Here is a 20,568-nt window from a genome sequence, read left to right on the forward strand (position 1 = left end):
GAGCGAAATCGGGCACAAGTAACTTGAGTACGCGATCTTCAGGACCTGAAACCGGCGGAAACCCAGATTTGCCGCCTTCCAAGCCACCCTCATTCCCCGTGCGGATATGGCGTGAATTGCGCCGCGGCATGCTTTCGGCCGATGCTTGGGTCGATACGGTCCTGTGGCGGTTCTTCACCGCCCTGAGGCGCGGACTTGAGGGTTATTCGGCATTCTTGCGGAAATTTCGCGCACGCGGTGTCGGGCGCCTGGGTGCCGAACTCGGGTCCGACGCCCTGACGTTCGGCCTCGGCGGACTGATCGTCATGCTCACGTTTGCGTTACCCGCCTTCGAGGAAACGGCTCGCTCGGACTGGAGAACCACCGACGATTTTTCGGTCACCTTTCTCGACCGTTTCGGCAACGAGGTCGGCCACCGCGGAATTATCCTCAACGACACGGTCCCGCTGGAAGACATTCCCGACCATATGATAAAGGCCGCGCTCGCCACGGAGGATCGCCGCTTCTTCCATCACTTCGGCATCGACGTGATCGGCACCTTCCGCGCGATGGTGGAAAACGTGCGCGCCCGCTCGGTGGTCCAGGGCGGCTCCTCGCTTACCCAGCAGCTTGCCAAGAACCTGTTTCTTTCCAACGAGCGCACGCTGGAACGCAAGATCAAGGAAGCCTTCCTGGCCCTTTGGCTGGAGGCGAACCTCACCAAGCGCGAGATCCTGAAGCTTTACCTGGACCGCGCCTACATGGGCGGCGGAACCTTCGGCGTGACAGCCGCTTCCAAGTTCTATTTCAACAAGAACGTGCGCGATCTTTCGCTGGCCGAAGCGGCGATGCTTGCGGGCCTCTTCAAGGCTCCGACGAAATACGCCCCGCATATCAACCTTCCCGCCGCCCGCGCACGCGCCAACGAAGTGCTGACCAACATGGTGCAGGCCGGTTTCATGACCGAAGGTCAGGTTATCGGCGCGCGACGCAATCCCGCCGTCGCGGTCGACCGCAGCCAGGAGCGCGCGCCGGATCACTTCCTCGACTACGCCTTCGACCAGTTGAAGGAGCTTGCCCGCACGAAGCCGGCGCTCGCGCAAGACCGTATCGTGACCGTGCGCACAACGCTCGATCCGGGCCTGCAACGCCAGGCGGAGCGCGCGGTGCTTTCCACGCTTCGCGAGTATTCGGACCGCTACGGCGTGGAGGAAGGCGCGGTAGCGGTTCTTGTGCCGGATTCCGGCGCGGTTCGCGCGATGGTCGGCGGCAAGAACTATGGCGCCAGCCAGTTCAATCGCGCGGTCGACGCGCTGCGCCAGCCGGGGTCTTCCTTCAAGCCTTTCGTTTATATCACGGCCTTCCAGAACGGGTATGAACCGAAGTCGATCGTACCCGATGCTCCGATCAATATCGGCGGCTGGAGCCCGCGAAACTACGGCCGGCGCTATCGCGGAGCGGTCACGCTCAAGACGGCGCTGACGAAGTCGATCAACACCGTTCCCGTGCGCCTCGCCCAAGCGCTTGGCAGGGACAAGGTCGTTGAAAACGCATATAAAATGGGCATCACGAGCGAGCTGAAAATCACCCGCGCGCTTCCCCTCGGCGTGGCGGAGGTTCGCGTTCTCGATATGGCCGCCGCTTATTCCACATTCGCCACGGGCGGCAAGCGAAACAAGGTGTTCGCGATCCAGGAGGTGAAGAATTCCAGCGGGGATATCATCTACGAGCATGATCGCGAAGCTCCCCCGCCCGAGCGCGTCCTGCAGGAAAAAGCGGCGATGGAGATGAACGACGTGCTCGTCAATGTGGTCGAGCGCGGCACGGGCCGCCGGGCGCAGATCGAAGGTGTCGTCGCCGCGGGCAAGACCGGAACGACCCAGGCCTACAGGGATGCCTGGTTCGTAGGCTATACCGGAAACTACGCGGCCGCCGTCTGGTTCGGCAACGACGACTTTTCCCGCACAAACCGCATGACCGGCGGCTCGCTTCCGGCGATGACCTGGCAATCGATCATGGAATACGCCCATCAGGGAATCGAGCTCAAGACGCTTCCGGGCGTGGAAGCGGAAACGAAGCCCGAGGCGGCGGAAGTGGCGAAAGTCGACCCCGATGCCGGCGGTTCGCGGCCCCGGCTCTTGCGCGAGCAGTCGATGGCCGTCCTGAAGCAGATCGGCGAGAAGCTTTCGGAAATTTCCGTTCCCGCGCTTCCCGGCCAGCGGGCCGCGGCATTCCCGGATACCGACACGAGCACGGTGACCAGGTGAGCGCAACCGAAAGCTTCAACCCGGAAGCCACATGGGTGCCGCCGGACAGGCGTCCGGCGATCTTGCGGCCGTCCCGCAGGCTTGGCGCCGCGTCCCTGGCCTATGTTCTCCTGGTCGCCCTCTTCGTCGGCCTCGGTTCGGCCTATCTCTCGGTTGAAAAGGGAGAACTTTTCGGCGCGCTCCGTCTTGGCCTGTGGGAGGCCTTTCCCGATGCCGGCACGCCTGAGGCCGACCCGTATTCGGCAGCCATGTATGCACGCACAGGCCGCATACCGCTCGCCGGCGGCGAGGGCCTTGCCTTCCTCGCAGACAGCGACAGCGCCGGCCGCCCTCTCGACCCCGCCTGCGACTACCGCATTTTCGGCAAGACCGCGCCATCCCGGCTGTGGACGCTGGTCTCCATGAACCGCGAATTCCGGCTGGTCGCAACCGTTGCCGGACGTGCGGGCCTTTCCAGCCATCATCTCCTTCGCAGGCCCGACGGCAGCTTCGAGATTACCGCGGCCCCCTATGCAAGACCCGGCAACTGGCTTCCGACCGCCCCGATCGCCGACGGTCTGGTCTTCGTGCTGCGGCTCTACGATACCCCGCTGACAACGGGAACCGGCATCGCGAACGTCGATATGCCCGACATCGTCAGGGAGCGTTGCCGATGAAGACGCTAAACCTTGTCAGGCTGGGGCTGCTCACACTTGCCGGTGTTTTCATCGGGGGGATCATTCACGTCGTGGTGGTTCTTGGCGTTCCCGCCCAGGTACCCGACCTCGCCTATGAGCGGATCGGCCGGTTCGGCGCGGATGAAGGCTTCATACGCCTGCCGCCGATAGCCGCCGGATCGGAGACGCTGGCAATGCTCGACCCGGCGATGACGCATGCCGCCTGCCGGTATCAGCTCGAAACCGGGCCGGTGCGCCTTGAAGCGACGATACCCGCCCCTTTCTGGTCGTTCGCGCTCTTCAACCGCCGTGGCGAGACGATCTATTCCTTCAACGATCGCACCTCCGGCACGGGGCGGCTGACAATGCTGGTGCTCACTTCCGATCAGCTGAGCCGCCTGCGCGAGCAGCCGCCGGAAAACCTTGAGGACATGATCGTCATCGAGACCGAAGCCGAAGAGGGTTTCGCACTCCTGCGCGCCTTTATTCCCGATGCCCTGCGCCGAAGCGTTATCGAGACGTCGCTCGAAGAGGCGGTGTGCCGGAAACTTTGAATTTTCGTCAAGCCGCTCAAGCGGACGGACCATCGACCGATACTATTGATTTTTCATTCAAAATCGCTACTTCAGCGCATACTTCGAGATAGCGGAGCCAGTTTTGTTTGCCTGACAGTCCGCCGATATTGATCTGCTTTCGAACACGTGACAAAGCGGCATCCGTATCCGGCCCAAAAATCCCGTCGGCGCCGGATTCTCCTATATCCTGATTAAATAACTTCATCAAAGTGTGCTGCAGGAACAGAACATGACTCCGCGCTTCACGTTTAAATCTTACGGTCGTTCCATTGTCGAAATGAAAATGGTCTTCATGCGCCTTGTTGTAATCGTAGTTTAGTACCGTTCCGAATTTCGTTCGCAAACATGCTTCGATAGCGAGATAGATATATGGGCGGTCAGGGAATGTATTTGCCACCCATTTTGTATTGTCCGCGAATATCAAAGCATCCAAATCGAATGCCCTGTTTTTATGATGGTAGGAACGTCCATTGCCGGACCGCCCAACGCCGCCACTCCAGATCTGCTTGATCTCGTACTCGCCTTTACTTAGCGCATCGCGTATCGTGGCAACGGCCTTTTCACAAATTCCAAAAAATTTTTGATCAATAAAGGGTCGCATTGCCACCGCTTCATTACCATAGGAACCGCTTTTAAACCTGTCATAAAAAAGCGAGATCCCCGAAATATTATCCACCCTTACCAAAGTCATTTGAATAACTCCTGTTTTTTACTTGAAATACACCCTCTCTCATACTTTGATATTATATACGGAAAGCTAACGAACTTGATTTCAATAGTTTTTGCATCATTTTTATTTTCTAATAATATTTTTACAACAGCCTAAATATTTATCACTTATTTTAAGAGCAAGGCGCAATGTTAAAAATTAATATCTCAATAATCCACAGTTTTTATCTTGATTTTATAAATCACATATTCATCATTTTCAACGATTATACAATATATAAACTTATAATCAACGCCTAATATTTCCTCTATTACTGAAGATAAATATTACAATGCCTATTTTATCGATAGATGTGAAACTCATCAGTTATCGAGGCTTTATCTTCGCACCTGGGTTCGGTCCGAATTTGCCCAATGAAGTACTCAACACCCCGGGCCGATACGATTGACCTATTTCTTGCTTGCCGGGCGCTCAAGCCCCCAACCCGTGTAGATGCGCGATTGCTTGACCACTCTTTCCTGCCCGTAGCGGTTGATGCCGGTACATCCCTTCTCCAGGAAGACGATCTGCGCGGCAAGCCGCTTCCACGCCATATTGGCGTCCCACACCTTGTCGTCGGACGGCGTTTCGATCTCGAGCGCATCAATCGCGTGGCGGTATGACTTCAGGCGATACCGGAGCGAAAGCATCGCCCATGAGGTGTATCGTTTGTTTTCCCAGACCCGCGCCTGTGCTCCGGCCAGCTCTTCCTTTGTGGAAACATCTCGCCGGCCGAGCGCACGCAAGCGCTCCTCATCGGCGGCGGCAACACGTTCGGCGACCTCGCAGAACGGCAGGACAAGTTCAGCGTCCCCCAGCGCGTCCGCGGCAACACGGTCGTAGCGCGCATCGCTGGACTCGTATCGGTCGGATCGCAGGTACGAGTAGTAGCGGCCCGGATCGAGCGTCTGGTCCGCTTCGGGCAGGATGCGCGTGCGGATGAGTTCGACCTGCGAACCGGCGATCCAGTCTTCCGAACTGGGAGGACGGATCAGGCTCCAGCCGCGATCACGCAGCAAACGCTCGTCATCGGTAAGGTTGAAACGCGAGACGGGTTCACGGCGGTTATGCGCCGCTTCGTAGCCGATCGCTGGCATCACCTGATCGTGGATGACGGAAGGTTTCGCCCGGTCGAAATCCCCGGTGGGGCGCGAGCAACCAGATATCGAGGCACTCAGGACGGCGAATACCGCGAACCCTGTCCAGCGGGCAATGGACGCGCTTCTTGCCGCAAGCCTGTTGTCACGCCGATCGCGCATTCCTGTTTCCGCCGCCTTCCGTCGAGCAGTCGCTCAGGCGCAGGGCCCACCCCGGCGCGCGCGGCGTTTAAATCGGAAAGCCCGGGCCGCGTTCCTCAGACTGCTGACGATCCAGCTTGCGCCCGATTCGGGCACTCAAATCAACCCCTTCCCGCTCCATACGGATGCCGGGAAAGATCACAACGACGCCTTTTCGCTCACCATCGGCGCCAGCCGGCCTGCCTTGACGGACCGCGCGGCGCGGCGCTTCGGCAAAGTTCAGTACGGTACCCATCGCATCCTCCATCGCAAAACCGGGCTTGGGATCCCGGTCGAAGGCGACGCCCTACAAGACACCTGCGATCAGTTGGCGCTTAACCGGGTTAACAGGGTGTTAACGACGGCCCTTGCTAAAGTTACCTAAAGAAATAGCGCACTGTCCGTGATAATTCGGTCACATCTGATTGAGAACGGCCGCGCATTAAACCTGGATCAATTCCGGTTGATTAACGACAAAGCCTTCAAGACTGCAATCATTGATCAAATTGGGCGGCCGAGCCCATGATTTGGGCGGCACAAGACTGTTCAACACATTATAAAATTCTGACAAGCCTCTACAAACTCTTGTATTTTTACGATTAACGCTCTTTTAGCTTTAACGAAACGTTAATCGTTTTGCTTCAATTCTAATCAACATGGTCGTGACCCAGTTCCTCGCGTATCGGTCCGGTGTCTTCCTTGTCGAAAAAAAGCATCAGTTCGGACAGTGTCGTGTCCCTTTCCGAAGGTTCCGGCGACTCGCGCAAGTCCCGCACATTGCTTGCGGCATGCGAACTCTATGTCTCGATGGACAGTCACGACAGGAGCGAGCGCGCGATCTTCGCCGAGCTTGCACGCCAACTCCTTCCGGAGACCAATTTCGAGGGCCGGCGGCGTATTTCCGAACTTCTGGCCGGGGCTGCCCAGGTTCCGCAGGAAACGCTTTCCGCTCTTGCACGGGATGAGGACCCCCGGGTCGCGGCTCCGATCCTTGCCGCGTCCGACGGATTGAGCGACTGCGATCTCGTAGCCGCCGCCGGGCGTGGACCGGAAGGCTTGCGCCGGCTCATCGCCTCACGGCCTTCGCTTCCCGAGCCTGTGGTCACCGCCCTTTTCGCCACAGCTGACGCCGAGACCCTGGAAACGCTCCTCAACCGTGCCGACGTGGCCGTATCGAGCGAAGCCCTTTCCGTTCTCGAGGAACGGCCGGATATATTGCGGCGGCTTGCCCCGGACCTCGCGGCGGTAAAGGCCTTGCCGGCAAGCCTCCTCTTTTCATCCTTTCCGGATCTCGACCATGCGGGGCGGATGGAGGCGATCGCCGCCGCCGAAACCCGTGCACTGGCGGAGCTTGCGCGCAAGGAAAGGCCGCTCTCCCTGCACACTGCCTTCAAACCGGCAGTGCTTCAGGATCTGGTCGCCGCCGCCCTTTCCGGCGGGGTTGCCGCGTTCGCGGCGCATCTGGCCTATGCATTGGCGCTCCCGCCGGATGTCGCAGCACAAATCGCCGACGACGCGCAAGGAGAAGCCCTTGTCGTTTGCCTTCGTGCGCTTGGCCTGAACGACGACGACGCGGCCCGCATCCTCGTGCGTCTTTTCGGCGCCAAACATTCGCTCGACGATTTGCGCGGCCTGCTCCGGCTTTTCGACAGGCTGACGCCACGGGCCGCCTCCATTCTCGTTTCGGCATGGAATAACGACCTGCCTTTGGACGACGCCAAGCCGGCCACACCCCTTCACGCGCCGCAGTTCGCCGGCGCCGCACGTGCGGAAACGGCAGCGAAGCCACGCCCCGCCTTGCCGGCCAACGCCCGCAAGACCCGCCGCAAAACCGGCTGACCCCGAGGCCACGATCGTGCTGCGCTACAGCCAGCTTCCCGTATTCGGGATGAGCGGCTTACCCGTGAAGCGGCACCTGCGTCAGATGCTGTCCAGAAACGCCCGGCCCTCGCGGTCCTCGATCTCGACGATCCAGAAATCCGGGTCGATACGCGCCTCGCGCTCGAATTTCCCGTCGATTTTTTCCTGATCCGCGCCTTCAAGCAGCTTTTCGAACACGCGCCCGCCGGAGCCGTGCTCTTCCATCATCGATTGCGGGGCGGGCCCATAAAGGTCGAATGTGCCGTCCAGCCGGTCCACCACGACGAAAATCGCACCCGCTTCGAATGCGCCGCGCCTGCGCACCACGGCGTAGGCGCCTTCCTTGTGGCAGCGGCGCACATGTGCGCTCACCCAGAAATCGGATGTAAGCCGCATGGCCGACCGCAACCTCCGCTTCGAGAATCGATGAATATGGCGGACCGAGGTCTATCGCGGATTGTCTGCCGGTGATAGGTCAAGCTGCGCTCAGCTGGAGGCCAATACGTACAGAAAAACCGGTCTCCTCCGCGATGCTCCGGCGTTCAGCCGTCTAGCGGTTTGATCCCAACATTTGCATCTCCCTGCCGCAAGCTCGGCTGCAAATGTTGGGATCGTTAAAACCACTAGCTAAATATTTATTTATAGTGGATTTTTTTGATTTTGACATTTGATTGAGAGCCCAACTGCGAATGGGTATCAAATGTCAAAATCGATCCACTAGCTTGCGCCCGCTCATGCGCTCCAGCTCTTCGCTCACCCGGTCGTTCAGCGAACCGGTGATCGGCAACCCCCGATCAAGCTCGAAGCGGCGGATGGCGCTCGCCGTTTCATCTCCCATCAGCCCGTCGACGGCGACCGGGCCGTAGCCGAGGTCCGCAAGGATCGACTGGGCCTGCAGTATGCGCCTGTCGCCTTCCGGCTGGCTCGCGGGCCTGGGAATTCCCGAGGAGCCCGTGACCGGGCTTACCGGAACGTCGGCTGGCGGCAGCGGCGTTCCTAAGGTTGTCGGAGCGCTTTGCGGCACCGGCACGCTTTCCCCGCTGGGCAGTCCGCCGCTCGCCTCGCCCGTGTCGAGCGAGAGGCGGGCGACGAGCGCCGCCGAAATCTTGCCCGTGTCGGACAAGGAGCGCGAGCGCTGGTAAGCCCTGACGGCACGGTCGGTCGCAGGTCCCTTTATCCCGTCGAGCAGCCCCTCGTAGAAGCCGAGGCGGCGCAATTCCAGTTGCGCATCGTGAACGAGCAGCGAATAGGCCGGGGCTCGCGAGGATTGCGTTTGATCCGCCGCAAGCGGCGCTGCATCGCGCGTGGAAAATAGCGGAGCCGGATGCGGTTCGGACTGGAAGCTGGTCGCGTTGGCGATAATGATGGCGACCGTCAACAGCATGACGAGCCATCCGCCGGCGATCACCGGATTGTCGAAGACGATGCTCCTTGCATTCGTCCCGTCGATCTGATCCGCAAGATCGGCGGAAGATCGATTTTTCCGGTTCGGGCGGGCCTTTGAATTCGCAGTGCGGCGAGCCATGGACGCTTTCCCCGTTACGCGATCTTGCGCGCCGGCGCAGGCTGTTCCTGAGGCAATTTGTCCTCGTGCGCAGCGCCGGTCCAGGGCAGCCGGACGGAAACTGTCGTGCCCTTGCCGAGCCGGCTTTCGAACTCCACATCGCCGCCATGAAGTTCCGCGAGGCCCTTGACGACCGAAAGCCCGAGGCCGGTTCCCTCATGCGCGCGGTTATAGCCGGAATTCGCCTGGAAAAACGGCTTGCCGAGCCGGTCGAGATCTTCCCTGGCAATGCCGATGCCCCGGTCGCGCACGCGCATGACGAGGTGATCGCGCTCGCGGTGGGCGGCGACGACGACCGTATTGCCGGCATCGGAGAATTTCACCGCGTTCGAAATCAGGTTCAGCAGGATCTGCTTGCAGGCGCGGCTGTCGGCGGAAAACTCCCTAAGCGACTTGGGAACATCGGCGATGAGCTCGATGTCCTTCTTGTCGGCTTCGCCCCGCATCATGCGCACGCAGGCCTCGATCGTCTCGGCAAGGTCGAACGGCTCCACGACCAGATCGAAATTTCCCGTCTCGATCTTCGACATGTCGAGAATGTCGTTCACCACCTGCAGGAGATGACGGCCGGAATCGTGGATAAGGTCAATGTATTCGCCGCTTTTTTCAGCGTTCTGAAGCAGATGCGGCGTATTTCTGAGAAGATCAGAAAAGCCGATGATCGCGTTGAGCGGCGTACGCAATTCGTGGCTTACGTTTGCCAGGAACCTCGTTTTGGCCGCGCTGGCCGCTTCCGCTTCCTCGCGCGCTTCGGCAAGCATCGCCTCATGCGCCTTGCGGTCGGAAATGTCGCGGTACACGGCGACGACATCGCCTTCCACGCCGGGGACCGAACGCTCCACTGAGCGTGCGTTCATCTCCAGCCAGAGATAGTCGCAGTGCCCGTCGTGCGTTCCCGGCGAGCTGTGGCGAATCCGGAATTCGATATTTGCCGGCTCGCCGGACATCGCCGCATCCGAAATCGCCTTGAGAAACGCCGGCCTGTCAGCCACGTGGACGCGGGCGAAGAGCCCCTTGCCCATCACTTCGCGCCGCCGCACCCCGACGACGGACTGCACGGAAGGGGAAACGAACTGAACCGAGCCGTCGGCGGCGTGGAGCGAGATGACATCGGTCACATTCTCCGCGACCAGCCAGTATTTTGCTTCGCGCTCGCGTAGAAGCTGGCGGCCCCGCCGGTTGTCCCAATCGATCCTGAGCGCAAGCACGCCCGCATAGGCAAGTGCGGCCGCCCCCGTGACCGCTTCCATCGCCGCCTTCGATATATCCGCACCCGGAAATGCGAAACGCGGAAGGGCGAGCGGATCTGCAAGCGCAAGCCCGGCGACGATCGCCGCGGATGCTGCCGCGACGATGCCGATCACCTTTCGAGATCCCGAAAGTGCCGCTTCCAGGGGCGCGATGGCCAGCCACAGAAGCGCGAAGGACTCAATTCCCCCCGTAAGGGCTGCCATTGCGCCGATGAAACTCGCGAACAAAAGCGCCGAAGCCAGATGCGCCATGGCGATCGAGCCGGATCGCGAAAGGAACATGGCAACCGGGATTTGCGCGATCAGCCAGGCAAGCGCAAGCGTTACAGGAAGCGTGATCGGTCCGACGAGGGCAAGCGCAAGCGGCAGAAGCACGAGCGCGGCAATTCCCCCGAGGAGATTGGCGAGGATAAACGCCCTGTGCCGTTCGAACTCGCGCCGGTCGCCTGCCGCATCGGGATGCACCAGACTGTCGATCACCCGGTTTGCGGGCCTCAGGATTTCGGTTACGCGCAACATGACTATCCGATCTGGGGCCTTCGTCGCCCAAATTCTTTTGACCCATAGTCACAACAACGGCTTAAGGAACGATGAAGCCGGCGCGCAAAGGGCGGAATTGCCCAATTTTCCTCATTTAACGGATGGAAACCTTATCGTTTCGAATACGAATAAAATTTGAATCGAATTTGCGAAAAATGCGCCAAGTATTTGAATCGAATTGCACTGCCGCGACGAACCTCGTCTTTCGATATGTCTGCCTATGGTGCTGCCTATAACGAGCACCGCCGCCTCGGCCGAGGGACGAGCGGAGCCGGTCAAAGACGCGAAACTGAATTCAAGGGCGGCATATCATGTTTTTCCTTCTTCGAACGGCATTCTGGATCGGCCTCGTCATCCTGTTGCTTCCAATCGATACCGGCTCGCAGGACGACGCCACAGCCGGCGTTTCGCCCTGGCAGGCATTGAGCGCCGCGCAATCGACCGTCAGCGACATTTCCTCCTTCTGCACGCGCAATCCGAACGCCTGCGAAACAGGGGGTCAGGCGCTCAGGACATTCGGCGCAAAGGCGCGCGAAAGTGCCCGTCTCGTCTATGAATATCTCGATGAGGGCGCTTCGCCCGAAACACTGGACAATACGCTCACGACCGGCAGTACCGGGACGCTGACGGCTGACGATCTGGCACCGCAATGGGTGGGTCCGGCACTTCCGTTGCCTGCCGTTTCCCCCTCTTTCGAGCCCGAAGCGGCGAAGGTCGCGCCCGAGGCACCTGTGGCGCTGCCGCAACCGAAGCCGCTGAACCGCAGCGCGTAATCAGGTTCTTTGCCCCGGCCGTTTAACGGCTGGCAACCCGACTGGGCGGAGGTTTCCGCCACGCCGCAGGCGGCCATGCCCTTGCCGCTTGCGGCGCTTTTCTTTTCCCGTTGACGTGAAGCCCGCCCAGGTCGAGCACGGTTTGCATAGCGCCGTGCGAAAGCTATATGTCTTGGCGAGTGAATTGAAAGGGTAATGCGCGGCATGGCGACGTCTCTCGACGAAATACTGGAAAATTTCGAATTCCTGGACGACTGGGAAGATCGCTATCGCTATGTCATCGAGCTTGGCCGCACCCTTCCCGAGTTTCCCGACGATGCGCGTACCGAGGAAAACAAGGTGCGCGGATGCGTCTCGCAGGTCTGGCTCACCCGTTCGATCGGCCGCAACGCCGAAAACGAGCCGGTGATCACTTACAAGGGCGACAGCGACGCGCATATCGTGCGCGGGCTTGTGGCGATCGTTCTGGCCGTCTTTTCAGGCCATAGCGCAAGTGAGATCCTGGATACGGATATCGACGCGATCTTCAAGAAGATCGGGCTTCGCGAGCACCTGACGCCACAACGCTCGAACGGGCTGACGGCCATGGTCCAGAAGATCCGCGACGACGCGCGCTCCGCGCTCGCCGCCGCGTAATCCGAAATTTTCCGGCTCAAACCTTCAAGCGGTAGTGCCGGGCAAGCCGGTCCAGCCCCAAAGCCAGCACGATTTTCGCCGAGCGGGCCGGCCAGCGGCGCTCGCGTTCGACGGTTTCCAGACCCTTGAGGTAGCAACAAACGTCGACGAGAACGCCGGAAAGTTCCGGCCCGACATCCTCTAGCGCCCGCTCCACCCGGTCGCGGGCATCCATCGCGGCATCGCTGAGATCGATTGCGCCTCCCGCTTTTCCCCCGCCCCTCGCTTGGGCGCCCCAGACCTGCGTTGCAAGGCCGGGGCGGATCTGTCCGAATTCGTGGTCGCGGCGCAGCCGTTCCCCAGCCTCGAACTGCGGGGCGTCCACCATGGGCCTTCCATCGCGCGCCTTTCGGAAATGAAGCCAGGCTAGCGGGCTTTCCTTGAGGTTGACCCTCACGCTCTCATTCGCGCCATCACGCCCGCGGACTTTCAGGCTAATTCGTTCCTGATGCTGCTCCTGAAAACCGTCCTCGGTGGAAAGTGCCCGTTTCAACCAGGCCCTGCCTGACGCGGACAGGCGTATTTTCCCCGCTCCGGCATCTTCCAGCAGCTCGGCGGCTTTCAGTGCCGAAATCGTGCCGGCACCGAAGGTAATGCCTGGGCCTGCGGATGAAGTTGGGTTCAGCCGGTCGCCATCGCCGTTGCATTCGTAAACCTGAGGCCCTCTCGCAAGCCGTTTCAATACACGGCGGACCGTCTTCGGATCCATTCGGTCCAAACGGCCCGCGCGCAGGTTGACGCCGCCTTCAGCCATTTGCTTGCCGCCCGGCACGGCCGGCCACGCTCAACCGTGAAAACCCGGACTGGATCGCGGCTTCAAGCGCTGAAAGCCGCCGGTCGAACGCCGGGTCGTCGCGCCTGTCCTCGATCAATCGGCAAGCATAGGCCGCTGTCGTCCGGTCGCGTCCGAACCGCTTGCCGACATCCGTCAGCGTCAGGCCCGCGACCACATGGGCGAGATACATCGCGACCTGACGGGCAAAGGCGACATCCGCTTTTCCCCGCGAGGAAATCCTCAATCCTTCACGGGGAACTTCGAAGACGGCCATGACGCAGCCTTCGATGATCGGCAGGATATCGCAATCGTGATGAACCCGTTCCGGATTCCGGCTACACTCTGTAATTGCAATCGGCATCGCCCTAAACTCCATGGCGTGAAATATGATTATTTTCCTATTGTAATGTCAATGCCGCCATGGCGGGGATAACTACCCTGTCGAAATCTGCAATTGCCGCGAAACTCCCGTCCGCTCGACCCGAGCGATAATCGGAGCATGAGCGATGGAACGCACGCCCGCCGGGAAAACGTCACTTGTCCGCCAGAGCATATCCAAACCGCCAAATCCGATTCAGTTTTGGCGGGACATGTTCTTGCCGGTCTAAGCGATGAGGAAAGGCACGCGCTTTACCTGCGCCTGATACAGAGGCTCCTCCCCGGTCTTCATGGGGAACTGGAGCACCGGCCGCTCAACGGAGAACTGCTGATACGCCATCAGGTGCTTCTGCAGCGTGCCCATGACGCCGAGAGACGGCGCGGCATCGCCGGTCACTGGACGTTCGACGCAAACAGGCTGATCGGGCTCGCCCAAGCGGTCGAGATTGCGGGCAAGCTCGCATCGCGGCTTTGAGGAAAACTGCTCTTGAAAAGAAAAACCGCCGTGCATTTCTGCACGGCGGCTGATTTGCGAACAAAAATTGTCCAGGCTTACTTGCCGCGCTTGCGCTGCTGGCCCAGGCCCATCTTCTTGGCAAGTTCGGAGCGTGCAGCCGCATAATTCGGCGCAACCATCGGATAATCGGCCGGCAGGCCCCACTTTTCGCGGTACTCTTCCGGCGTCATGTCGTAATGCGTACGCAGGTGGCGCTTCAGGGACTTGAACTTCTTGCCGTCTTCCAGGCAGACGATGTAGTCCGGCGTCACCGATTTCTTCACCGGCACGGCCGGCTTCAGCGGCTCCGGCTCGGGTTCGGTCACACTGCCGCTCGTGCGCTGCAGCGCCTGATGAACCTCGTTGATGAGGCCGGCAAGATCCGTGGATGCAACGGTGTTGTTGCTCACATAGGCGGCAACAATATCGGCCGTGAGATCGATGAGATTGTCATCGGCGGCAGCGGCGTCGCTCATATTTTCACCTGTCTTTTCTACTTGTGTCATTTCGATTCAGGCCTGATGAAGCCTTCGCTTTTTCAATGAAGGAAAATACAGGCAATCAACCTGTTCATCGAATGCGTAAGTTTCATTCCGGCAAAACTCAAGGCCCGTATATAAATTAGCAATTTCCATGGAACAAGCCGAAAATCGTAGATTACGGATGGTATCTTGGAAAAATCCTTCAAATTGATATCAAGAACTCGAAGTTTTAAAGGCTTTCAGATCGATTCAATCGAGAGTAACCCTGTTTTCGATGCAAATTCACCGCGAATCGGATGCTGACTAAAATTTTAGAGTTTGTGAATAAACCTGCGCAGCAAAGCGTTCATTCAGCCTCTTTCGCCTTTCCATCCTTGGCAAGATCATCAATTTTCGTATCCGCACACGGTTTGTATCCAACCTCGTAGGCCGCCTTCGCCAGCAGGTGCGCGGCAACCGGCGCGGTCAGCAGGAAGAACACCACGCCGGCGATCGCGCGCGTAATCACATCCAATTGATGGGCGTGGACGGCAAGCACGATGAGCATCAGCCCGGAGCCAAGCGTCCCCGCTTTCGATGCAGCATGCATGCGCATATAGACATCCTTCAGGCGGATGATCCCGATCGAGGCGATCAGACAGAAAAGCGCGCCGATGACGAGCACGATCCCGACGAACGTTTCGTAAACGACGGTCATTGCCCGGCCTCCCTGCGCGCTTCGCTTTCGCCAACCTCGTTCATGATCGTCGTATCGCCTGCAAGCCCGCGGTTCAGCACGAAACGGGCGAAGGCGACGGTCGCCAGAAAGCCGACGAGGCCGAGCGCGATGGCGATGTCGATATAGAGATAATAATCGGTCTGGACGCCAATGGCGGCGATGAAGCCGATCCCGACCGCCACCAGCATGTCGAGCGCCACGATCCGGTCCGGAAGCGACGGCCCGCGCACGAAGCGGAAGACGATCAGAAAGAAGGACAGGCTCAAAAGGACCAGCGAGATCCTGACGCAGACGTCCAGGAAGGACCCGGTAAATCCGAATATCTCGATCATCGGAAGGCCTCCAGGATCTTTCGCTCGAACCCGTTCTTGATGTCGTCGATCGTCGCTTGCGGGTCGGGCACGTCTATGCAGTGGACGTAGAGCGTCTTGCGGTCGTTCGATACGTCGACCGAAAGCGTGCCCGGCGTCAGCGTGATCAGGTTGGCGAGCATCGTTATTTCGAAATCCCGGTCCACCGTCAGCGGATAGGCGATGATGCCGGGTTCAAGGTCGATGCGCGGCCGAAGCACGATCGCCGCAACCCTGACAGCCGAAAGCACGAGTTCGTAGATGAAGGTGAGCGCGAGGTTGACCACCTTGTAGGAGCGCGAGAAATACCCCCCCGTGCCGACTTGCTCGCGAATGAGATAAAGCGCCACGGAGCCAAGCGCGAAGCCGAATCCGAGATTGACGATTTCGAAGCTGCCCGTCACCGCGCCCCAGGCGAGCGACAGCAGGATGTTGATGAGAAACAAACCGGTCATAGGCTGTCTCCGAAGACCGAGCGGACGTAGCCGATCGGATCGACCATGGTGGTGGCCCCGCGTCCCGTGACCTGGAACATGGGCTCGGGCACGATTCCCATGAAGACGACGAGCGCAAGCAGCACGCCGAGCGGAAGCCAGACCACCGGGCGGGCAAGGCCCGGCGCCGCCGCCAGCGCTCCCGGTTCGGCGGCACCGTCGGGCGTGCCCTCCGGCCCGCCGCGCCAGAAGGCGAAGATCCACACGCGCCCGACCGCGATCGACGTCAGGAGCCCTGTCACGAGGATGCTTGCGGCGATCCAAACACGGCCCGTCGTGATCGCGGCTTCGACCAGGATGACCTTCGGCCAGAAGCCGGAGAACGGCGGCAGGCCTGCAACCGCGAAGGCAAGCACCAGGAAGACGGCGGCGAACGCCGGGCTTGCGGCGTAAAGCCCGCCGAGTTCACGCAAGGAGTAGGATCCGCCCATGGCGTTCATCACGCCGGCTGCCATGTAAAGCGCGGTCATGACGACGATGGAGTGGATCGCATAGAAGATCGTGCCGGCGAGCGCGGGCGTCGTGCCGATGGCAAGACCGGCCAGCATGGATCCGATGCCGGAAATCACGAGATAGCCGAACAGCCTGCGTACGTCCGTCTGGGCGAGCGCGCCGAAAACGCCGGTCAGCATGGTGGCGATGGCCACCAGCGCGATCAGGTCCTGAAGCTGGAAGCGCGCTTCCGGCATGAGCACGACGAAGATGCGCAGGAGCGCATATATGCCAACCTTGGTCAAAAGGCCCGCAAAGACCGCCGAAACCACGATGCGCGGCGTGTGATAGGACGCCGGCAGCCAGAAATTCACCGGGAACGCGGCCGCCTTCATCCCGAATGCCAGGAAATAGAGCACCGCGATCGTGGCCATCGGCCCGTCGATGCCGAATTCGCGCGTCTTGATGGCGATATCCGCCATGTTGAGCGTGCCGTAAAGGCCGTAGAGCAGGCCCGTCGCCAGCAGGAAGAGCGTCGTGGCGATGATGTTCAGGAGCGCGTATTTCACCGCGCCGTCAAGCTGCGCCCGCTCGTTGCCGAGGACAAGGAGCCCGAAGGAGGCGATCAGCAGCACCTCGAACCAGACATAAAGGTTGAAGATGTCGCCGGTGAGAAACGCGCCGCACACGCCGGTCATTAGCAGAAGCAGGAACGGATAGAAGCCGTAGCGCCGCCCGCTGCCGTCGACGTCGACAATGCCGTAGACACCGGCTGCAAAGGCCACGAGCGAAGCCACGAAGGCAAGGGTCGCACCCGTCAGGTCCGCCGTGAAGGCGATGCCGAAAGGCGGCAGCCAGCGGCCCATGACCATGGTGACGACGCCCTTGTCGAGCACATGCAGGAAAAGCCCGCCTGTCGCGAACACGAGCAGCATCAGGAACAAGACGCCGATGCGCGGCTGTGCGGCCGTGTCCTTGCGCGACATCAGGCAGATCGCGCCGCCCAGGATCGTGAGGATCGACGGCGCGACGATCAGCCAGTCCGCCGGGGAGACCGGCGCGATGACCATCGCGTGGGAGATGTCGACGCTTTCGCTCGAGACGGCCATGCTCAGTACCCTTGCGGCGGCGCGGGTTCGCCGGCCGGCTCGGCCACGCGCATTTCATTCGCGTCGTCCGTGCCGAGCTCCTGATAGGAGCGGAAGGCAAGGACGAGCAGGAAGGCGAAGAAGGAAAAGGAAATCACGATCGCGGTCAGGATCAGCGCCTGGGGTAGCGGATTGGCCGTCTGCTCGAGCGGCGTGAGGGCCCCTTCCGGGATCACCGGCGGTACCTCGCGCGTCAGCCTGCCGGCGGTGAAGATCAGGAGGTTCACCGCGTTTCCAAGGATCGCGATACCCAGCATGATGCGCACGATCTGGCGCGACATCAGCAGATAGACGCTGACGGCGAAGAAAAGACCGATCAGCACGGAAAGGCCCGCTTCCATCAGTCGCTCTCCCTTTCCTCAAGCGCCAGGGCGATCGACGAAATGGCGCCGACCACGACGAAATAGACGCCGATATCGAAGATAAGCGGCGTCGAAAGCGGGATTTCGACGCCGAAGGCGTGGATGTACCACCACTGGCTGGTCATGAAGGGCTGGCGCAGGAAAAGCGAGGGTAGCCCGGAAAGACCGGCGATGAAAAGCCCGAAGGCCGAAAGCGCCATCGGGTGGAAGATGATCGCGCGGCGAACCGCCGCCACGCCGCAGGCGATACCGAATATCGCGAAGGCCGAAGCCGCGATCAGCCCGCCGATGAAGCCGCCTCCCGGCGCATTGTGGCCGCGCAGAAGCACGAAGACGGAGAAAAGCACCATCAGCGCGGAAAGATACGGGGCGATGGTGCGGAAGATGACCGTTCTCACTTCGCCGCCTCCAGTTCCTTGGGCTCTTCGGTTTTCGCGGGGCCGGTGTCTTCACCTGTCTCCAGCGGTCTTCGCTTCGGCCTCACGCGGATCAGCGCCAGCACCGCGAGGCCGGTCACCATGACGACGGAAATCTCGCCCAGCGTGTCGATGCCGCGGAAGTCGACGAGGATCACGTTGACGATGTTTCGCCCGTGGGCGATCGCATTGGCATATTCGGAGAAGAAGACCGACAGGCGCGGGTCGAACGGCAGTTCCGTGATGCGCATCAGCACCGTGGCGAAACCGAAGCCGACGGCGATCGCGATCGCACCGTCGAACAGCTGATCGCCCAGCTTGCGGTGGTCGCGCGGCGTCAGGTTGAGCCGCGTCATGACGAGGGCAAGGATGACGACCGACAGCGTCTCGACCATGAACTGCGTGAAGGAAAGGTCGGGCGCGCCGAAAAGCATGAAGATAACCGCGACCGCGAAACCCTGGATGCCGAGCGAAACGATCGCCGTGAGCCGCGTCTTGGCGATCAGCACGGCGATGAGACCGGCGACCGCGATGACGAGGATCGCCCACTCGTAGAAGCGGAATTGCGGTACGGAGAAGTTCTGCGGCCATGCACCCGCAAGGTAGGTCGGCACGAGAAGGGCAAGCGCCGTGATGATGAAGGTCATCACCATATAGACCTGCAGCTTGCCGGCCTGCACGAAACGCGTGACCGCCGTCGCAAGCCGCACGATTGCCGAAATCGCCTGGTCGAAGCCCTTGTCCGGTCCCCAGCCGATCGCCGTCAGCGTGTTTGCCATCATGGCCCGCAGGGCATCGAGCCTCAGGTAAAGCAGGACGCCGAGCACGATGGTTGCGACGGAGAGATAAAGCGGCGCACCGATGTGCGTCGGCACCAGGTGCAGGTTTATTTCTTCGAAACGGCCGATGATGGAACTCACCGTCGGGCCGACGAAATATTCGCCCGTCGTATGGGCGACGAGCGCCGCGACGAGCCCCGTGACGGACAGGACGACAGGCCCGGCATAGAGCAGGATCGGCCCTTCGTGGGCGTGCTTGGGCGTGTCGGCCTTTTGGCCGGTGAACGGTCTCAAGGCCACGGCGGCCGCGATCACCAGCATCAAGGCGTTGCCGATCACCGCGGTCGCGGTCAGCGCGAGCGCGCCGCTCGGCGCTTCCCAGATGCCTTCGTAGAGATATTCCTTGGCGATGAAGCCGATGAAGGGCGGCAGGCCCGCCATGGAAAGCGAAGCAAGGCAGGCGGCGGCAAAGGTGATGGGCATTGCTCCGCGCAAGCCGCCGAGCCGCGTGATATCGCGCGTGCCCGCCTCGTGATCGACCGTGCCGGCGACCATGAAGAGCGCACCCTTGAAGAGCGAATGCGCGAGCAGATAAAGCGCCGCACCCTCGATCGCCTTGTCGAGGCTCGTTCCCGTCAGCATGACGAGAAGGCCGAGCGAGGCGACCGTCGTATAGGCGAGCATCAGCTTGAGGTCGGTCTGGCGCACGGCCAGAAGCGTTCCGAAAATGAGCGTCACGCCACCGAAAAGGGGAAGGATCGTCGTCCACAGCAGCGTATCGCCGAGGACGGGCTGCATGCGCATGAGGAGATAGACGCCGGCCTTCACCATGGTCGCGGAATGCAGATAGGCGGAAACGGGCGTCGGCGCTTCCATGGCGTTCGCGAGCCAGAAATGGAACGGAAACTGGGCCGATTTCGTGAAGGCCCCGCCGAGTACCAGGATCAACACCGCCGCATAGGCCGGGCTCTGGCGCAGGATATCCTCGCCCGCGAGCAGAGCCGACATATTGGCCTCGCCCGTCAGCGACATGATCAACAGGAAGCCGGCAAGCAGCGCCAGCCCGCCGCCGCCGGTGACGACGAGGGCCTGAAGCGCCGCCCGGCGCGATGCCCTTCGCAGGTGGTCGAAGCCGATCAGCAGGAACGAGGTGATCGACGTAAGTTCCCAGAAAACGAAGAGCGTGATCAGGTTGTCGGCGGTCACGAGCCCCAGCATGGAACCCATGAACATGAACATGAAGGAGAAGAACCGCCCGTGGTGGGGGTGCCCCTTCAGGTAGCCCCCGGAGTAGAGGATGATGAAGGTGCCGATGCCGGAAATCAGAAGCGCGAACAACGTCGACAGGCCGTCGAGGTAGAACGACAGGGTCACGCCGTAGGTCGGCGCCCAGTCAAGCGACGGAGTGAAGGTTTCGCCATGCGCGATGGCGCCGACGAAGCCTGCGAAGTGCAGGAAGACGAAAGCGGGCACCAGCGCCAGCGGCCATGCCGCATTGTGCTTGAACAACCGGACCATAAGGGGTGCGATCACGGCAGCCGCGAATGGGGCCAGAACGGCGTAGACGGTCGCCTCGGGTCCGGAAAGTGGCATGGACTCCCCCTGGAAGCTTT

General features: G+C 60.7%; 23 protein-coding genes. 7 read left to right on the forward strand and 16 right to left on the reverse strand.

The window, feature by feature from the left end; all coding sequences use genetic code 11:
- Window positions 1-128 precede the first annotated feature (128 nt).
- From GR183_RS12465 to GR183_RS12475, 3 genes are read left to right on the forward strand one after another with little or no spacing between them, the layout of a single operon-like run.
- Window positions 129-2,246, forward strand: coding sequence for a transglycosylase domain-containing protein (locus GR183_RS12465; protein ID WP_160775980.1), 2,118 nt, complete (start codon window positions 129-131; stop codon window positions 2,244-2,246).
- Window positions 2,243-2,902: a DUF1214 domain-containing protein gene (locus GR183_RS22260; RefSeq protein ID WP_202396074.1), complete on the forward strand. Its 660-nt coding sequence runs from the start codon at window positions 2,243-2,245 to the stop codon at window positions 2,900-2,902. Before GR183_RS12465 ends, GR183_RS22260 begins: the two co-directional genes overlap by 4 nt.
- Window positions 2,899-3,456 carry a DUF1254 domain-containing protein gene (locus GR183_RS12475; RefSeq protein ID WP_160775981.1) on the forward strand — a complete coding sequence of 186 codons (558 nt, stop codon included), beginning with the start codon at window positions 2,899-2,901 and terminating at the stop codon, window positions 3,454-3,456. Before GR183_RS22260 ends, GR183_RS12475 begins: the two co-directional genes overlap by 4 nt.
- A gap of 16 nt (window positions 3,457-3,472) precedes the next feature.
- Here the strand turns inward: GR183_RS12475 and GR183_RS12480 are convergent, their stop codons facing one another.
- The 3 genes from GR183_RS12480 to GR183_RS12490 all read right to left on the reverse strand — a co-directional run bounded on the left by GR183_RS12480 (window position 3,473) and on the right by GR183_RS12490 (window position 5,719).
- Complete coding sequence (locus tag GR183_RS12480) at window positions 3,473-4,168, reverse strand: extensin family protein (protein WP_160775982.1); 696 nt, start codon at window positions 4,166-4,168, stop codon at window positions 3,473-3,475.
- A gap of 428 nt (window positions 4,169-4,596) precedes the next feature.
- The gene (locus GR183_RS12485; protein WP_208999845.1) at window positions 4,597-5,445 is read right to left on the reverse strand and encodes a hypothetical protein; all 849 of its coding nucleotides are present in this window, start codon (window positions 5,443-5,445) and stop codon (window positions 4,597-4,599) included.
- 67 nt (window positions 5,446-5,512) lie between these two features.
- Complete coding sequence (locus GR183_RS12490) at window positions 5,513-5,719, reverse strand: hypothetical protein (protein ID WP_160775983.1); 207 nt, start codon at window positions 5,717-5,719, stop codon at window positions 5,513-5,515.
- A gap of 476 nt (window positions 5,720-6,195) precedes the next feature.
- Between GR183_RS12490 and GR183_RS12495 the strand changes: the two genes are divergently transcribed.
- Complete coding sequence (locus tag GR183_RS12495; protein WP_160775984.1) at window positions 6,196-7,302, forward strand: DUF2336 domain-containing protein; 1,107 nt, start codon at window positions 6,196-6,198, stop codon at window positions 7,300-7,302.
- An 81-nt stretch (window positions 7,303-7,383) separates the two neighbouring features.
- Here the strand turns inward: GR183_RS12495 and GR183_RS12500 are convergent, their stop codons facing one another.
- The 3 genes from GR183_RS12500 to GR183_RS12510 all read right to left on the reverse strand — a co-directional run bounded on the left by GR183_RS12500 (window position 7,384) and on the right by GR183_RS12510 (window position 10,656).
- Window positions 7,384-7,719 (reverse strand): DUF1491 family protein, encoded by a 336-nt coding sequence (locus tag GR183_RS12500; RefSeq protein ID WP_160775985.1) that lies wholly within the window; start codon window positions 7,717-7,719, stop codon window positions 7,384-7,386.
- Between the two features lie 307 nt (window positions 7,720-8,026).
- Window positions 8,027-8,848 (reverse strand): peptidoglycan-binding domain-containing protein, encoded by an 822-nt coding sequence (locus GR183_RS12505; RefSeq protein ID WP_160775986.1) that lies wholly within the window; start codon window positions 8,846-8,848, stop codon window positions 8,027-8,029.
- A gap of 14 nt (window positions 8,849-8,862) precedes the next feature.
- Window positions 8,863-10,656, reverse strand: coding sequence for a sensor histidine kinase (locus GR183_RS12510; protein WP_160775987.1), 1,794 nt, complete (start codon window positions 10,654-10,656; stop codon window positions 8,863-8,865).
- Window positions 10,657-10,988: 332 nt separating this feature from the next.
- Here GR183_RS12510 and GR183_RS12515 point away from each other — a divergent pair, with 332 nt between their 5' ends.
- Complete coding sequence (locus tag GR183_RS12515) at window positions 10,989-11,450, forward strand: DUF5330 domain-containing protein (protein WP_160775988.1); 462 nt, start codon at window positions 10,989-10,991, stop codon at window positions 11,448-11,450.
- A gap of 204 nt (window positions 11,451-11,654) precedes the next feature.
- A complete protein-coding gene (locus tag GR183_RS12520) occupies window positions 11,655-12,086 on the forward strand; it encodes a SufE family protein (protein ID WP_160775989.1) in 432 nt (143 codons plus the stop codon).
- A 16-nt stretch (window positions 12,087-12,102) separates the two neighbouring features.
- Here GR183_RS12520 and GR183_RS12525 read toward each other — a convergent pair whose 3' ends face one another.
- Both GR183_RS12525 and GR183_RS12530 read right to left on the reverse strand, forming a co-directional pair.
- On the reverse strand, window positions 12,103-12,879 hold the full coding sequence (locus GR183_RS12525) for a DUF6456 domain-containing protein (protein ID WP_160775990.1): 777 nt from the start codon (window positions 12,877-12,879) through the stop codon (window positions 12,103-12,105).
- Entirely contained in the window at window positions 12,872-13,261 is a 390-nt protein-coding gene (locus GR183_RS12530; RefSeq protein WP_202396075.1) for a helix-turn-helix domain-containing protein, read from the reverse strand. Before GR183_RS12530 ends, GR183_RS12525 begins: the two co-directional genes overlap by 8 nt.
- Before the next feature lie 138 nt (window positions 13,262-13,399).
- On the opposite strand from GR183_RS12530, the gene GR183_RS12535 reads away from it, so the two are divergent.
- Window positions 13,400-13,753 (forward strand): hypothetical protein, encoded by a 354-nt coding sequence (locus tag GR183_RS12535; protein ID WP_160775992.1) that lies wholly within the window; start codon window positions 13,400-13,402, stop codon window positions 13,751-13,753.
- Between the two features lie 77 nt (window positions 13,754-13,830).
- Here GR183_RS12535 and GR183_RS12540 read toward each other — a convergent pair whose 3' ends face one another.
- The 8 genes from GR183_RS12540 to GR183_RS12575 all read right to left on the reverse strand — a co-directional run bounded on the left by GR183_RS12540 (window position 13,831) and on the right by GR183_RS12575 (window position 20,548).
- Complete coding sequence (locus GR183_RS12540; protein WP_160775993.1) at window positions 13,831-14,250, reverse strand: Ros/MucR family transcriptional regulator; 420 nt, start codon at window positions 14,248-14,250, stop codon at window positions 13,831-13,833.
- 352 nt (window positions 14,251-14,602) lie between these two features.
- Complete coding sequence (gene mnhG / locus GR183_RS12545) at window positions 14,603-14,953, reverse strand: monovalent cation/H(+) antiporter subunit G (protein WP_160775994.1); 351 nt, start codon at window positions 14,951-14,953, stop codon at window positions 14,603-14,605.
- Complete coding sequence (locus GR183_RS12550; protein ID WP_160775995.1) at window positions 14,950-15,306, reverse strand: cation:proton antiporter; 357 nt, start codon at window positions 15,304-15,306, stop codon at window positions 14,950-14,952. Before GR183_RS12550 ends, mnhG begins: the two co-directional genes overlap by 4 nt.
- Window positions 15,303-15,779 (reverse strand): Na+/H+ antiporter subunit E, encoded by a 477-nt coding sequence (locus tag GR183_RS12555; RefSeq protein ID WP_160775996.1) that lies wholly within the window; start codon window positions 15,777-15,779, stop codon window positions 15,303-15,305. The genes GR183_RS12550 and GR183_RS12555 overlap by 4 nt, the downstream gene beginning before the upstream one ends.
- Window positions 15,776-17,359 carry a Na+/H+ antiporter subunit D gene (locus GR183_RS12560; RefSeq protein WP_160775997.1) on the reverse strand — a complete coding sequence of 528 codons (1,584 nt, stop codon included), beginning with the start codon at window positions 17,357-17,359 and terminating at the stop codon, window positions 15,776-15,778. The genes GR183_RS12555 and GR183_RS12560 overlap by 4 nt, the downstream gene beginning before the upstream one ends.
- A gap of 2 nt (window positions 17,360-17,361) precedes the next feature.
- Window positions 17,362-17,739 (reverse strand): Na+/H+ antiporter subunit C, encoded by a 378-nt coding sequence (locus tag GR183_RS12565; RefSeq protein WP_160775998.1) that lies wholly within the window; start codon window positions 17,737-17,739, stop codon window positions 17,362-17,364.
- Window positions 17,739-18,158 carry a Na+/H+ antiporter subunit B gene (locus GR183_RS12570; protein WP_160775999.1) on the reverse strand — a complete coding sequence of 140 codons (420 nt, stop codon included), beginning with the start codon at window positions 18,156-18,158 and terminating at the stop codon, window positions 17,739-17,741. The genes GR183_RS12565 and GR183_RS12570 overlap by 1 nt, the downstream gene beginning before the upstream one ends.
- Complete coding sequence (locus GR183_RS12575; protein ID WP_160776000.1) at window positions 18,155-20,548, reverse strand: putative monovalent cation/H+ antiporter subunit A; 2,394 nt, start codon at window positions 20,546-20,548, stop codon at window positions 18,155-18,157. The genes GR183_RS12570 and GR183_RS12575 overlap by 4 nt, the downstream gene beginning before the upstream one ends.
- Between the last annotated feature and the right edge of the window lie 20 nt (window positions 20,549-20,568).

It is taken from the genome of Stappia sediminis (assembly GCF_009826895.1).
GTDB classification, from domain to species: domain Bacteria; phylum Pseudomonadota; class Alphaproteobacteria; order Rhizobiales; family Stappiaceae; genus Hongsoonwoonella; species Hongsoonwoonella sediminis.